The organism is Streptomyces beijiangensis, from assembly GCF_017315755.1.
Classification (GTDB): domain Bacteria; phylum Actinomycetota; class Actinomycetes; order Streptomycetales; family Streptomycetaceae; genus Streptomyces; species Streptomyces beijiangensis.
Genome location: NZ_JAFLRJ010000066.1, coordinates 22591 through 36946, shown reverse-complemented (window position 1 = coordinate 36946; position 14356 = coordinate 22591). Strand labels below are relative to the sequence as shown.

The window sequence follows — 14356 nt, the reverse complement described above, 5'->3', positions numbered from 1 at the left end:
GTTCCTCTCCGTTCCGCTCGCCTTCGCGGGAGGTCTCGGGCTCGGCGTACTGCAGAACCTGACGGCCGGGTACGCGTCCTTCGCCGACGGCATCACCGGCTTCCGTACGGCGGTGCCGTTCCTGATCCTGTTCGCCGGACTGCTGATCATGACCCGGCGGCAGCGGGCCGCGGGGACGGCAGCGGTGGACGCACCACCGGTCGACTATCTGGCCGGGCGCTCGTGGGGGCGCCGTTGGGGTGTGTGGGCGGCGGGGGCTGTTCTGCTGGCGGTCGCCTTCTATACGGTCACCACCCCTTTCTGGAGCGGGATCCTGGCCCAGGGTCTGGCGATCTCCCTGGTCTTCGTCTCCTTCACGGTGGTGACGGGGCTCGGCGCGATGGTCTCGCTGGCGCAGGCGACCTTTGTGACGGGGGCCGCGCTGGTGGCCGGGCTGCTGATGAGCCATGGCTGGCCGTTCGTCGCCGCTGCCGCGGTGGGGACGTGCGTGGCCGCCCTGCTCGGGGCCGTCGCGGCGCTTCCCGCGCTGCGTCTCGGCGGGAGGAGTCTGGCCCTCGCCACGCTCGCGCTCGCGTTCCTGGCGGACCAGGTCCTGTTCCAGTTCCGGTGGCTCAGGAACGGCGACACGGGCTGGGAGATCCCGCGCCCCGTCTTCGGCCCTGTCGACCTGGGCGACGACCGGGCGATGGGTGTGGCGCTGGTGGTGCTGGTGACGGTCGCGGTCGCCGCGCTCAGCGCGCTGCGGAGCTCCCGGGCCGGGCGGGCGATGCTGGCGGTACGGTCCGCCCCCGCGGCGGCGCTCGCCTCGGGGGTCTCGGTGATCCGCACGAAGCTCCTGGTGTTCACGGTGTCGGCGGGGGTGGCCGGTTTCGGGGGCGTGATGTACGCCTCGTACAACACCCGTGTCACCGCAACCGACTTCACCGCGATGTCGGGGCTGATCTGGCTCGCTGTGGCGGTGGCCGCGGGGGTGCGCAGGCCGCAGTTCGCGGTGGTGGCGGGGCTGGTGTTCGCGCTCGTACCGCATCTGATGAGTGAGTACGTGACGTCCTCGGCGCATCTGCCGGTGATCCTCTTCGGCCTTGCGGGGCTGGCGCTCGCCAATGATCCGGACGGGTACTGCGCGGCGGTGTCCGCGCGGTGGCACCGCAGGCGGGCGACGGCACGAGCCGCGTCCGCTCCGGCCGCCGGGGAGGCTCCGCCACCGGTGCCCTCGCCGCGTCGGCCGGTCGCGAACGACACGGCGAAGCCGGTCGCCGGGGCCGCGCTGGAGCTGCGGGGTGTTCGCGCCGGATACGACGGGGCGCCCGTACTGCACGGTGTCGATCTGTCCGTACGGCCCGGCGAGATCCTGGCGCTGCTCGGACCCAACGGCGCCGGGAAGTCCACCACGTGCCGGGTCGCGGCCGGGGTGCTCAGCCCGCTGACGGGGAGTGTGTACGCCGCCGGGCGCGAGGTCACCCGCGAAGGGCCGGTGCGCAGATCGCGCGGCGGGATCGTGCTGGCGCCGGAGGGGCGCGGGATCTTCCCCGGGCTCTCCATCGAGGAGAACCTCGCGCTGTACATCGAGGACAGGGACGGGCGCGACGCCGTCTACGCCCGCTTCCCCGGGCTCGCCAACCGCCGTACGGTCACCGCCGGTTCGCTCTCCGGCGGCGAGCAGCAGCTGCTCGCGCTCGCCCCGCTCCTCCAGCGGCCGCCGGCGGTCCTCGTCGCCGACGAGCCGTCCCTCGGTCTCGCCCCGCGCATTGTCGACGAGGTGTTCCTGCTGCTCACCGAGTTGCGGGACCAGGGGACCGCGCTGCTGCTGGTCGAGGAGAAGGCGGCCGAGGTGCTCGGGGTCGCCGACACCGTGGCGTATCTGGCGCAGGGGCGGGTCACCTGGTGCGGGCCGCGCACCGCGGTGGAGGACGACCGGCTGACCGAGGCCTATCTGGGAGTGGGGGCGAAGACCGTATGAGTCAGGTGCTTGCGGCCACGGGGATCGGCGTGCGGTTCGGGGGCGTACGGGCCCTGGACGGTGTTGATCTCGCAGTGCACGGCGGAGAGGTGTGCGGACTGATCGGGCCCAACGGGGCCGGAAAGACGACCCTGTTCGACGTGGTCTCGGGGATCCGCAGGCCCGACGAGGGGCGCGTCCTCCTCGACGGAAGGGACATCAGCCGCCGCTCCCCCGTCTGGCGGGCCAGGCACGGCATGCGCCGTACCTTCCAACGGCAGCAGCTCTTCGGGCAGTTGACCGTCGCGGACAATCTTCTTGTCGCCCAGGAGTGGCGCGGAGGACGGCGGAAGCTGGCAGGGCGCCGTTCGCGTGCGGCGGCCGTACTGCGCGAGTGCGGGCTCGACGCCCTCGCGGACTCGTACGCGGGCGTGCTCCCTGTCGGCCAGGCCAGGATGGCGGAGCTGGCGCGCGCTCTCGCGGACCCTCCCCGGGTACTGCTGCTCGATGAACCGGCTTCGGGGATGTCCGGTGAGGAGAGAGGCCAACTTGCTGTTGTCGTACGACACTTGGCAGACGAAGAAGGGTGTGCGGTGCTGCTTGTCGAGCACAACGTCGCCTTCGTGATGGAGCTCTGCAGCCGCGTCGTCGTCCTCGACCTCGGTACCGTTCTCGCCGAGGGCGACGCCGCGGACGTACGGGAGAACCCCGCCGTCCGCGACGCCTATCTCGGTACCGCTGCCTCTACTTGATCGCGACCTTGAAGATCTTGTCCGAGCCCGCTGCCTCATTCCCGTTGTTGTCGCAGTTGGTCGTGGAGAGCCAGAGCGCGTCCTGGCCGGGCACCTTGGTGACCGTGCGCAGGCGGCCGTACGTACCGACGTAGTACGCGGCCGGTGTCCCCACGTTCTCCGTGTCCCCGGAGATCGGGATCTGCCAGAGGCGTTCGCCGCGCAGGGACGCCATGTAGATCACATTGCGGACGATGGCGATCCCGCTGGGCGAGGCCTCCGAGACCGTCCAGGTCTTCTTGGGATTGGTCATCCCCGAGGTGCTGCAGGTGCCTTCACAGGTCGGCCAGCCGTAGTTGGCGCCCGGCTTGATGAGGTTGAGTTCGTCGAACTTGCTGTCGCCGAACTCCGCCTCCCACAACCGGCCGTTGCGGTCGAAGGCCAGGCCCTGCGGATTGCGGTGGCCGTAGCTGTAGACGTAGGTGCCGAAGGGGTTGCCGGGAGCCGGCTGGCCCGCGGTCGTCAGGCGCAGGATCTTGCCGTTGAGCGAGGTCTTGTCCTGGGCCAGGGCGGGCGTCTGGGCCTCGCCGGTGGAGGCGTAGAGATAGCCGTCGGGGCCGAAGAGGAGCCGTCCGCCGTTGTGGTAGCGGTTCTTCTTGATGCCCTGGAGCAGGATCTTGTAGCCGGTCAGGGTGGTGCCGTCGTACGTCATCCGCGCGATGCGGTTGCCCTCGGAGGCGGTGTGCATGAAGTACACGTAGTGGTTCGAGGACCAGTTCGGGTCGACGGCGACACCGAGCAGACCGCCCTCGCCGTCGGTGGTGACGACGTTGGGGACCGTGCCGACCTGGGTCCTGGCGCCGGCCGGGGTGACCTTGAAGACCTTGAAGCTGTCCCGTTCGGTCGCCAGGGCGCTGGAGGAGTCGGGCATCCAGTACGTACCCCAGGGGATCGTCCAGCCGCTGGAGAGCGTCGAAATCGAGGAGGGCACACCGCCGTCGGAGGTGCAGGTGGGGGTGGTGAAGGTGACGGCGTTGCTGGGTGCGGAGGAGTTGCCCGCCTGGTCCTTGGCCACCACGGTCAGGGTGTACGGGCTGTTGCAGGCGAGCCCGGTCAGGGTCGTGGTGTTCGCCGGCGGGGTGCCGGTGAGCGTCTTGTAGACGGTGGAGCCGCTGCGCACCTCATAGGTGGTGACGGCCTTGTTGTCCGTGGCCGCACCCCAGGTGAGGGTGACGGCGTTGGCAGTGAGGCCGCTGGTGGTGAGCGCGGAGGGCGCGGACGGCGGGGTCGTGTCGGAGCTGGGGAGCGTGGTGCAGTCGATCGCCGTGGACGCCGGAGAAGTGTTGCCGGAGGCGTCGCGGGCGATGGCGGTCAGGTTGTAGACGGTGTTGGCGGTGAGCCCGGTAAGGGTCTTGCTCGTGACGGTGCCCGGGGTCTCGCCGAGCTTGTTGCCGTGCTCGTAGAGGTCGTACGCGGCCACGCCCACGTTGTCCGTGGATGCACCCCAGTTGAAGGTGAGGGAGTCCTCGGTGACCCCGGTGCAACTGGTCGTACCGGGCCGGGTCGGGGCCTGGGTGTCGGCTGCGGTGCCCACGGTCAGCTTGTCCAGGTTGGGGCCGCCGCCCGCGGTGGTGGCGGTCGCCCGGATCGTGTTCGTACCGGCCACGAGGGTCGCACCGAGGGTCTTGGTGGCCCAGGTGTCCCAGTCGGCGGTGGCCGGGAAGGAGACTCCCGGGGCGACGACCGTGCCGTTGACGGTGACGTCCATCGGGCGGTCGACGGCGGTCCCGTTGGCGTACCGCAGGGCGACTGATGCACTGCCCGCCGTGGCGGCGCTGACGGTGAACTCGACGTACGAACCTGCGATGTTGGTGTAGTCGACGAAGCCGGTGCCGGTGTAGTTCAGGTGGTTCGTGGCGATGGTGCCCTGTCCGACGGTGGCGTCCTCCGCCTGGTAGGCGGTGCCCGCAGGGGCCGCCACCTGGAAGTCCACGTAGTCGATGTTGGCCAGACCGTTGGCCGTGGTGGCCGTGAGGCGGATCTTGTTGTTCCCGGCGGTGACCGGGGCGGTCAGGGTGGAGACGGCCCAGGTGTCCCAGTCGGCGGTCGCGGCGAACGAGCGGGCCGCGGAGACCGTGGTGCCGTTGACGGCGATGTCGGCGGGGCGGTCGACCGTGGTGCCGTTGGCGTAACCGATGGCGATGGTGGCGGTGCCCGCAGTCGCGGCATTCACCGTGAACTCGGTATACACACCTGCGGCGTTGGTGGTGTCGACGAAGCCCGTGCCCGAGTAGTTGAGGTGGTTCGTCGCCACCGCCCCGGACGAGATCACGGCGCTCTCCGCCTCGTAGCGGGTGACCGCGGCGCTCGCCGGGATCGCCTGCACCAGCCAGGCGAGGAGCAGGGCGACGACGAGCGCCGCCACGGCTCTGGTTCTTCTGGACCGCATGGAACCCTCCTTCATGAGGGATTCGGGGGACATTACGGCACCCAGTAGTTGCCGGAAGCCACGATCATCGACTGGAGCTGGACGCTGCCGCCGTAGTAGAGCGAGGCGTCGATGGCGGTGCCCGCCAGCTTCGTCCAGAGCGCGTCGAGCCAGGCCTGGGAGCCGGGGTCGGTCATCGCGGTGACGACGAACGGCGCGGTGAACGCCATGTCGTGGCCGGAGTCGAAGGCCGTCCCGGAGAGGTGGTAGCCGGTGACGATGCTGCCGGGGTTGGACCCGGTCTTGGACTTGATCCAGGCGTTGATCTTGCGGGCCGACGCGAGCGACGCGGGGTCGCCGCTGGTCACCGCGTCGGCGCCGATGCGCCAGGGGTCGCGGCAGGCGTTCCAGCCGTAGTCGCCGTCGTTCGGGCTCTCCAGGACCTCGCCGGAGGCCGGCTTGGGGGTGGTGTCGGTGTTGACCACGAAGTCCGCGAGCAGCCCGGTGGACGAGGCGTACTTGGTCTGCTGGGAGGTGATCAGGTTCTGGTGGGCGGTGCGGATGGTGTCCCAGGCGGCGTCGCCCGTCGCGCGCTTGAAGGCGCGGAAGTGGTCGATCATCCAGTCCGAGGAGCGGGAGATGTTGTAGTACTGATCGCCCGGGGACGACCAGTCACCGAGCAGCAGCAGGTGCGTCGAGGAGTTGATCTCGCTGGACTTGATCGCGTTGATGTGCCGGACGGCCAGATCCTTGTAGTTGTACGTGCCCGTGCTGCCCCACTGCTTGTCGGCGAGCAGCAGTCCGTACGCCACGTCGAGGTCGCCGTCGGTCGCCGAGTCCGAGCCGTCGACGCTGGTGCACGAGGCGTTCTGTTCGGCGGCGAGGAGGTTGGAGTTGTTCACGGACGGGTGGGCGAGGACGTACTTGACCATGCCGTCGAAGACGGTCTTCGCGTTCGGGTCGGCGCCCGCCATGGTCGCGGTGACGACCATGCCGTAGCCCTGGCCCTCGGCGACATAGGGGTGGTCGGCGTCGGGCGAGAGGGTCTCGTACCAGCCGTTGCCGCAGTTCTGCTTCACGAACGCGGATTTCCAGGCGTTGTACTTGGTGATGACCGCCTGGTCGAGCGCGGACTGGGTGCCGGTGGGTTTCAGCGTGCCCGACGCGTAGGGGAACTGGTGGCCGCCGAAGGGGACTGCGGGGCCGCTGCCGCCCGTGGAAGGGGCGCCCAGGGTGAGGTTGTCCAGGTTGGGGCCGCCGTTGGGGGTGGTGGCGGTCGCCCGGATCGTGTTCGTACCCGCCACGAGGTTCGCGTCGACGGTCCGTGTGGTCCAGGTGTCCCAGTTGGCGGTGGCCGGGAAGGAGGCTCCGGCGGTGACGACGGTCCCGTTGACGGAGATGTCCATCGGACGGTCGACGGCGGTTCCGTTGGCGTACCGGAGGAGCAGTCCACGACGGCCCGCCGCGCCTGCGTCGACGGTGAATTCCACGGACGATCCCACGATGTTGGTGTAGTCGACGAAGCCGGTGCCGGTGTAGCCGGTGTGGTTCGTGGCCACCGTGCCCGAGGAGATCACGGCGTTCTCGGCCTCGTAGCCGGTGGCGGCGGCCTGTGCGTCGGGCGACAGCGCGGCGAGGCCCAGCAGGGCGAGCGCGGCCACCACGCCGAAGACCGTGGGCTGACTGAGCCTGGATCGGTGCATGGTCATCCTCTCCTTACGGTTCATCACTCGACTCCTCAGCCCTGGTACTTGACGACGATCTTGGTGAAGTCGTACGGCGACTGGGAGACCCCGCTGCAGGAGTCCCCGTCGGTGCCCGATCCGCAGGCCCGGTCCCGGTTGACCGACCAGAAGGCGAAGCGCGCGATGTGGTGCGTCTGGGCGTACGTGAGGATCGTCCGGAAGTCCGTCGCCGTGATCGTCTCGCCGGCCTCGTCGGTCTTGCCGTTCATCGAGGAGACGCCGATGTGGCGGTAGGCCGCGTCGTCGGAGTAGCCGTACGCCGACTTGACCGCGGCCTTGAGGCCGTCCAGGGCGGCGACGGAGGCCTGCCCCATGGTGCCGCTGTGGCCGCCGAAGTCGAACGGCATGATCGCCCAGCCGTCGTTGGCGAACCCGGCCGCCGCACCCTTCTTGATCAGGTCCTTGCCGGTGGCGTCGGGGCCCGTCGGGGTGGTGCCCATGGTCACGTAGGTGACGAGACCCGGGTTGTCGGCCTTGACGGTCTTCAGGGCGTCGACCACCCGCTGGCGGACCGTTCCGTTGGAGAACTCGGTGTCCTCGATGTCGATGTCCAGCGCCTTCAGGTGGTACGCGGAGATCACCTTCTGGTACGCCCCGGCGAGCGCGGCGGCGCTGGTGCACTTCTCGCCGAGCTTGTTGCCGCTCCAGCCGCCGACCGAGACGACGACGTCGCCGCCCGCCGCCCGTATGGAGTTGATGGCGGACTGGTCACTGCCGCCGGTCAGCGGACGGTCGCCGTCCCACTTCGGGTTGCAGGTGCCGTCGGAGAGGATGAAGGCGAGGGTGAACCACTTCACCCCGGTCGCCGCCATCACGTCGGTGGGCTTCTGCGGGTTGCCCCAGCCGAGGTACTCGTACGGTGCCGCGGCCATCGCACCGGGTCCGGTGGTGGTCTGCGGGGCGACCTCCAGATAGTCCACGTTGGGTCCGCCGCCCGCGGTGGTGGCGGTGGCCCTGACGGTGTTGGCGCCGGCCTTGAGGGTCGCGGTGAGGGCTGCCGAGGCCCAGGTGTCCCAGGAGCCGGTCCCGTTGAACGCCTTGCCGGTGGCTATCGGTGTGCCGTTGACGGAGATGTCCATGGGGCGGTTGACGGTGGTGCCGTTCGCGTACCGCAGGGTGATGTCCCCGGCGCCGGCGGCCGCCGCGTTCACCGTCCATTCGACGGAGCCGCCGATGATGTTGGTGTAGTCGACGAAGCCGGTGCCGGAGTAGCCGGTGTGGTTGGCGGCGACGGCGGCCTGCGAGAGCGCGGCGCTCTCGGCCTCGTAACGGGGGGTGGCCGCCGATGCGGTGCGGGCGGCGCCGAGCAGCGCCAGCAGGCCGAGCGCCGTGGCGAGCACGGCGGCCAGGAGCCGGGGGCGCAGGGTCGTTTGCACGTGAGGGGCCTCTCTGGGATCACAGTTAGGAAAGGTTCCTAACCATCCCTGCATAGGAGCGCCTCGGCCCACTGTTGTCAATGGCCGCAGCAGACCCAACTAGCCGTCTATTCAGGAGAGTTGACTCTCTTCACGGCAGCACCTGGAGGGCGACGGCCGATGCCCGTCGCCCCGCAGGTCACCTCTGTGCGGCTATCCCAGGTCGAGGTGGTCGAGGTTGGGTGCGCCGTTCGCCGTGGTCGCCGTCGTCCGGATCGTGTGCGTACCGGCTCCGAGCGAGAGCGGGAGGGTGGAGTTCGCCCAGGTGTCCCAGTCGGCCGTGGCCGGGAAGGAGCGTCCGGACGAGACCGCGGAACCGTCGACGGTGATGTCCATGGGGCGGTCGGCCGCGGTCCCGTTGGCGTACCGGAGCGTCGCGTTGTACGTGCCTGCCGTGGGCGCGTTCACCGTCCATTCCAGGTACGCCCCGGCCGCGTTGGCGGTGTCCACGAAGCCGGCGCCGGAGTAGTTGAGGTGGTTCGTCGCCACGGCCCCCGACGAGATCACCGCGTTCTCCGCCTCGTACCGCACCGGCGGAGTGCCGGTGGCCCGGGCCGCGTACGAGGTGCCGATCCAGGACTCGTCGACGCGCAGCCGCTTGTAGCGGGTGGTGTCGGTGGAGGCGGCCCAGGTGGTGTCCACCTCCAGGCGTACGTAACGGGCGTTCGCGGCGGTGAGATCGATGCCCTGGATGCCGCGGCGGCTCGCCAGCTGCCCGGTCTTCACCGCGCTCCCCCAGCTGGTGCCGTTGTTGCTGAGGAACACCTTGTAGTCCTTGATGCGGGCGGACTGCTCGGTGGCGGAGCGCGCGTAGGAGACGGAGTCCTCGCGCTGGTTGAGGCCGATGTACTGCACCGGCTTCGCCGTTCCGAGGTCGTAGGTCAGGGTGACGGGCAGCGTCTTGTCGCTGTCCCAGTACGTCGTGTAGCTGCCGTCCGCGGCGGCCGGGGCCCCGTGTCCGCTCGCCGAAGCGCTCGCGCTCATCGTGTACGAGGAGGCGGGCAGGATGCCCTGGCGCCCGGCCGTCGTCACCTTGAAGACGGTGTCGTACGGGTCCCAGCTGCCGAGGCCGTTGAGCGTCAGCACGCCGGCGGACTGGCTGAAGGAGACCGCGGCGCCGGTGCGCAGATTGCTCACGGAGGAGATCCGGTAGCCGTTGTCGCGGATGCGCAGGGTACCGGTGGTGGGCGGGGTCAGGACGTGGACGTACTGGCGGTCGGGGTCGGTCCTGCTGATGGTGGTGACCCCGTGCGCGCCGTCGTTCCAGAACCCGGGCTTGAGGCCGCCGTACAGGTAACCGCCGCCCTCGGTGCCGTACAGCGACTCCCTGATCGGGTTCAGATAGCTGCTGGCGAAGGTGTTGAAGGCCTCCTGCTGGGGCGGGAACCTGCCGTTGACCATCGCGGTCTCGGCCATCAGCGCCTTCACGGAGGAGCCCGCGTTGGTGACGAGCCGGCCGATGGTGAGCATCTTGTCGACGGCCGGGTCCGAGCCGTCGTACCACCAGGCGCCGGTGGACGGCAGCTTGAAGTCCGCCTCGGTGAGCCGGGGTTGAGCCGTGTAGACCGCCTGCGGGTAGTCGTAGGACGGCGTCATCCCGGTCTTCTGCTCATTGCTGATCATGTCCATGATCGGCGTGTCCTCGTTGTTGTTGCTGAGGGTGTACGAGGGGCGCTTCTGCTGGATCTGGGCGTAGAGGTCGTGGGACTCCCAGTAGGCGTTGTCGTTGTCGATCCAGAAGCCGCCGAGGTCGGGGTAGCGGTCCATGACCTCGAAGAAGTTGTCGTAGCTGAACTCCCCGAAGCCGTCGCGGGTCGTCAAGTCGACGCTCTTGCCCTTGTACGAGGAGTACGCGGCCGAGTCCAGCCACTCGTGCCCGCCGTCCGCGTGCCATTGCGGGTCGTCGGTCATGTAGAGGATCGTCTTGAGGCCCTTGGCCTTGGCGGCCGTGATCAGCTCGCCGAGGAAGTCCCGCTTGGTGGAGCAGCTGCCGGGGATGGCCGACGGCCAGGGGCGGGCGTAGCCGAGCCGGCTGTGGAAGGTGGCCAGGACCAGGTACTGGACGTGGAGCTTCTGGGCCTCTTGGACCCAGTAGTCGGGGGTCCAGCCGCCGTTGGTGACGTCGCTCTCCCAGCCGCCGCAGCTGGTGTGCTGCGGGGACGTGCGCTCGCCCCAGTGCAGGAAGAGCCCTCCGGTGGAGGCGCGCAGGAAATCCTGGCGGGGGTTCTGGAGGTCCGCGCGGGCGGGCGAGGGGAGCAGGAGGGCGCCGAGCAGCAGCGCGATCAGGATCGCCAGTCTCTTCATGACTTCCGCGCCCCCCTCAGTTGCTCGTTCATGATCAGGAAGGCGCCGAGGCCGTGGAAGTCGTTGGTGGCCCTGGTCCTGGCGGCGTAGTAGGCGTAGTCGCCGACGTTGGTGCCGATGGTGATGTCCGCGAGGTTCGTCAGGCCGTCCGCGCCGAGGGAGACCTTGGCGAGCACCCCCTGGTAGCCGCGTTGCGCGACAGCGGTGAAGTGCCGGTCTACGTAGCCCTGTTGGGCGCCCCTGGAAAGCGCGTAGGTGAACATCGAGGAGCAGGACGTCTCGGTCCAGTTGTCGCTGCGGTCACCCTTGTCCATGATCTGGAACCAGCGCCCGGTGGCCGGGTCCTGGGTCCGCTCCAGGCCGGTGGCCAGCTTGCGCAGGATCGTCAGGAGCTGGGGCCTGCGCGGGGCGTCGGCGGGGATGGCGTCCAGGACGTCGACGATCGCCATCGAGTACCAGCCGACGGCGCGGCACCAGTGCTCGGGGGCCAGGCCGGTCGTGGGGTCGGACCAGGCGGCGGTGCGCGACTCGTCCCAGGCGTGCTTCAGGAGGCCGCCCGCGACCTGCAAGTGGCTTCCGTAGACCGCGAGTTGCTTGGCCGCCTCGTCATCGGCGTACGCGGAGTCGTGGAACTCCTTGCCGTACTCGACGAGGAACGGATTGACCATGTAGACACCGTCGGCCCAGAGTTGATGGGCCCGGCTGCTGGTGTCGGCGTGCCAGAAGCCGCCCTCCGCGGTACGCGGATAGGTGTCGAGGCGGTCGCGGACGGTCTTGGCCGCGGTGGCGTAGCGCTGCTGGCCCGTCTCGTGGTGGAGGATCACCAGGAGCCGTCCGGCCTGCATGGAGTCGAGGCTGTTGAAGGACTGGTTGATGACGCCGTTCGCGTCCACGAAGCGGTCGACATAGCTCTTGATGTACGAGAGGTACGCCGGGTCGTGGGTGCGCTGGTAGGTGAGGTATTGGCCGTAGAGGTAGAGGCCGACCGGGTACGACCAGCCGCCGATGGTGGTCGGCGTGTAGCGGGCCATGGTGGAGTCGGTCATCGCGGTCGACCAGTCGGTGACGGCGGAGGGCGTGCCGACGGTCAGTGAGTCCAGGTTGGGGCCGCCGTTCGCGGTGGTGGCCGTGGCGCGGACCGTGTTCTGTCCTGCGGCGAGGGCCGCGGTGAGCGTGCGGGTCTGCCAGCCGGTCCAGGTGCCGGTGGACGGGAAGGAGAGGCCGGTGGCGACCGTCGTCCCGTTCACGGTGATGTCCATGGGCCGGTCGGTGGTGGTGCCGTTGGCGAACCGCAGGGTGAGGGCGGTGTCGCCCGCCCGCGCCGCGTCGACCGTGAACTCGACATGGCTGCCGACCACATTGGTGTAGTCGACGAAGCCGGTCCCGGTGAAGCCGGCGTGGTCGGTGGCCACGGCGCCGAGATGGACCTGAGCGCTCTCGGCCTCGTACCCGACGGCGGCAGCAGCAGGAGCAGCAGTAGTCGCGGTGGCCGTGTGCGGCACGGCCAGTCCGGTGCAGACGAGGGCCGTGACCAGGAGTAACGCACGGGGGCCGTGTCGCCTCCGGCTCGCCTTGAGGTCGGATGTCTTCGTAGCGTTCCACATGGGCAGATGCCTGCCTTCCTGAGATGGGGGTTCAGGAGTGAGCGATGTGGTGCACATGCAGGGCATAACCGAGCGCGATCGTTCACAAGGATGTACTGCGTTCAGTTATGTGCCACAGAGTTGCGTCTTGTTGGTACGCGGTCAATGGTTCGCACCAAGAAGGTCGGATCTGTATCGCGCCAACGCCAGGACCTGCACAGGACTGGCACAGGACGGGAATGCGTGGATCCGCATCATCGTTGACCATGGGAGTACCAACCGACGACGACGTAAGGAACCGACCGCTCGTGAGCGTCCCCTTCATCACCCTCAACAACGGCGTCGAGATGCCGCAGCTCGGTTTCGGTGTCTGGCAGGTCGCCGACGACGAGGCCACGAAGGCTGTCGGCACAGCACTCGAAGCGGGTTACCGCTCCATCGACACCGCTGCCATCTACGGAAACGAGGAGGGCACGGGCAAGGCCATCGCCTCCTCCGGGATCGCCCGTGACGAACTCTTCGTCACCACCAAGCTGTGGAACAGCGAGCAGGGGTACGACTCCACCCTGCGCGCCTTCGACGAGTCCCTCTCCAAGCTCGGCCTCGACCATGTCGACCTGTACCTGATCCACTGGCCCGTACCGGCCAAGGACGCGTACGTGGACACGTACAAGGCCTTCGAGAAGATCTACGCGGACGGCCGCGCCAAGGCCATCGGCGTCTCGAACTTCCCCACGGACCACCTGGAGCGCCTGCTCGGCGAGACCTCCGTGGTCCCGGCCGTCAACCAGATCGAGCTGCACCCGCAGCTCCAGCAGTCCGCCTCGCGCGCGCTGCACGCCAAGCACGACATCGCGACCGAGGCCTGGTCGCCGCTGGGCCAGGGCAAGGGCCTCCTGGAGGTCCCGACGATCGTCGCGATCGCCCAGAAGCACGGCCGCACCCCGGCCCAGGTCGTGCTGCGCTGGCACCTCCAGCTCGGCAACGTCGTGATCCCCAAGTCCGTGACCCCGTCGCGGATCCAGGAGAACATCGACGTCTTCGGCTTCGAGCTCGACGCCGACGACCTGGCCGCGATCACCGCGCTCGACGAGGGCAAGCGTCTGGGTCCCGACCCGGCCGGCTTCAACCTCGGCGCCTGACCGCACCAGCACACCCGAACGCCGCCCGGCCTCACAGCCGGGCGGCGTTTCGCATGGAACGGGACGTCTACGGCAGCGCCCGGTGCTCCTGCGGGCTGACGCCGCGCACCCGCTTGAAGGCGGCGCTCAGCGCGAACGAGCCGCTGTAGCCGACCTTCCTGGCCACCGCCTCGACGGTCGCGTCCGTGGTACGCAGCAGATCCGCCGCCAGCGCCAGCCGCCAGCCGGTGAGATACGACATCGGCGGCTCGCCCACCAACTCGCTGAACCGGCGCGCCAGTTGGGCCCGCGACACCCCCGCCTTGGCGGCCAGCAGCGCGACCGACCAGGGGTGCGTGGGGTCGTCCTGCATCAACCGGAGCGCCTGGCCGACCACCGGGTCGCCCATCGCCAGATACCAGGCGGGCGCCTCGCCCTCGGGCCGGGAGAACCAGGCCCGCAGCACCGCGATCAGGAGCAGGTCGAGCAGCCGGTCGAGGACCACGCTCTGGCCCGGTTCGTCACGGGAGATCTCCTCGTCGAGCAGCGGCATCAGCGAGGAGTTCCACACACCGGCGGGCAGGAGCAGCAGGCCGGGAAGCGCGTCCAGGAGCCGCCGGGTGAGCTCGCCGCCCACCAGATAGGCGCCGATGAGCATGGTGGCCGACCCGTCGGGGGCGTTGCCCCAGGTGCGTACGCCCAGCTGCATCGAGACGGCGAGGGGCTCCCCGCGCAGCGTGGAGCACGTCTCGCCGGGCCCGATCAGCCAGCTGGGCTCGGCGTCCGGGACGTGCGCGACGGTGTACGGCTCGGGGCCGCGGGCGATGGCGACATCGCCGGGGCGCAGCCGGATCGCCTCACCGGTCTCGGGGATCACCCAGGCCTCGCCCTTGGCCATGGTCATCAGACAGAGCGGGGCTTCGTCCTCGATCCGTACGGACCAGGGCGGCTCCATCACCATGCGCAGCAGAAAGGCCCCCCGGGCCCTCGGTCCGTCCAGCAGTCCGGCGAGTGCGTCCATGGAAAGGGAGCGTAGACGCAGACGTATGGGGGTGCGCCTCTCGGACATGGAGAAGGTGCGGGCGCTCGG

The 14356-nt window shown here is 69.4% G+C and carries 9 protein-coding genes; 3 read left to right on the top strand and 6 right to left on the bottom strand.

The window, feature by feature from the left end:
* Nucleotides 1–1960: ABC transporter permease subunit (locus J0695_RS07810; RefSeq protein WP_206961127.1), on the top strand; the 1960-nt coding region annotated here is incomplete at its 5' end.
* Nucleotides 1957–2691: an ABC transporter ATP-binding protein gene (locus J0695_RS07805; protein WP_206961126.1), complete on the top strand. Its 735-nt coding sequence runs from the start codon at nucleotides 1957–1959 to the stop codon at nucleotides 2689–2691. The genes J0695_RS07810 and J0695_RS07805, both read left to right, overlap by 4 nt.
* Here J0695_RS07805 and J0695_RS45115 read toward each other — a convergent pair.
* The 5 genes from J0695_RS45115 to J0695_RS07780 form a co-directional block, all read right to left on the bottom strand.
* Nucleotides 2684–5119: a PQQ-dependent sugar dehydrogenase gene (locus J0695_RS45115; RefSeq protein ID WP_277989953.1), complete on the bottom strand. Its 2436-nt coding sequence runs from the start codon at nucleotides 5117–5119 to the stop codon at nucleotides 2684–2686. The two genes, J0695_RS07805 and J0695_RS45115, sit on opposite strands and share 8 nt — an antisense overlap.
* Before the next feature lie 32 nt (nucleotides 5120–5151).
* On the bottom strand, nucleotides 5152–6801 hold the full coding sequence (locus J0695_RS07795; protein WP_206961125.1) for a glycosyl hydrolase family 8: 1650 nt from the start codon (nucleotides 6799–6801) through the stop codon (nucleotides 5152–5154).
* 35 nt (nucleotides 6802–6836) lie between these two features.
* On the bottom strand, nucleotides 6837–8219 hold the full coding sequence (locus J0695_RS07790) for a CBM35 domain-containing protein (RefSeq protein WP_307798488.1): 1383 nt from the start codon (nucleotides 8217–8219) through the stop codon (nucleotides 6837–6839).
* A 192-nt stretch (nucleotides 8220–8411) separates the two neighbouring features.
* Entirely contained in the window at nucleotides 8412–10562 is a 2151-nt protein-coding gene (locus J0695_RS07785) for a discoidin domain-containing protein (RefSeq protein ID WP_206961123.1), read from the bottom strand.
* Nucleotides 10559–12166, bottom strand: coding sequence for a glycoside hydrolase family 88 protein (locus J0695_RS07780; protein WP_206961122.1), 1608 nt, complete (start codon nucleotides 12164–12166; stop codon nucleotides 10559–10561). Before J0695_RS07780 ends, J0695_RS07785 begins: the two co-directional genes overlap by 4 nt.
* Nucleotides 12167–12492: 326 nt before the next feature.
* Between J0695_RS07780 and J0695_RS07775 the strand changes: the two genes are divergently transcribed.
* Nucleotides 12493–13287 carry an aldo/keto reductase gene (locus J0695_RS07775; RefSeq protein WP_372445721.1) on the top strand — a complete coding sequence of 265 codons (795 nt, stop codon included), beginning with the start codon at nucleotides 12493–12495 and terminating at the stop codon, nucleotides 13285–13287.
* Nucleotides 13288–13354: 67 nt separating this feature from the next.
* Here J0695_RS07775 and J0695_RS07770 read toward each other — a convergent pair whose 3' ends face one another.
* Nucleotides 13355–14287 carry an AraC family transcriptional regulator gene (locus tag J0695_RS07770; RefSeq protein WP_206961120.1) on the bottom strand — a complete coding sequence of 311 codons (933 nt, stop codon included), beginning with the start codon at nucleotides 14285–14287 and terminating at the stop codon, nucleotides 13355–13357.
* Nucleotides 14288–14356 lie beyond the last annotated feature (69 nt).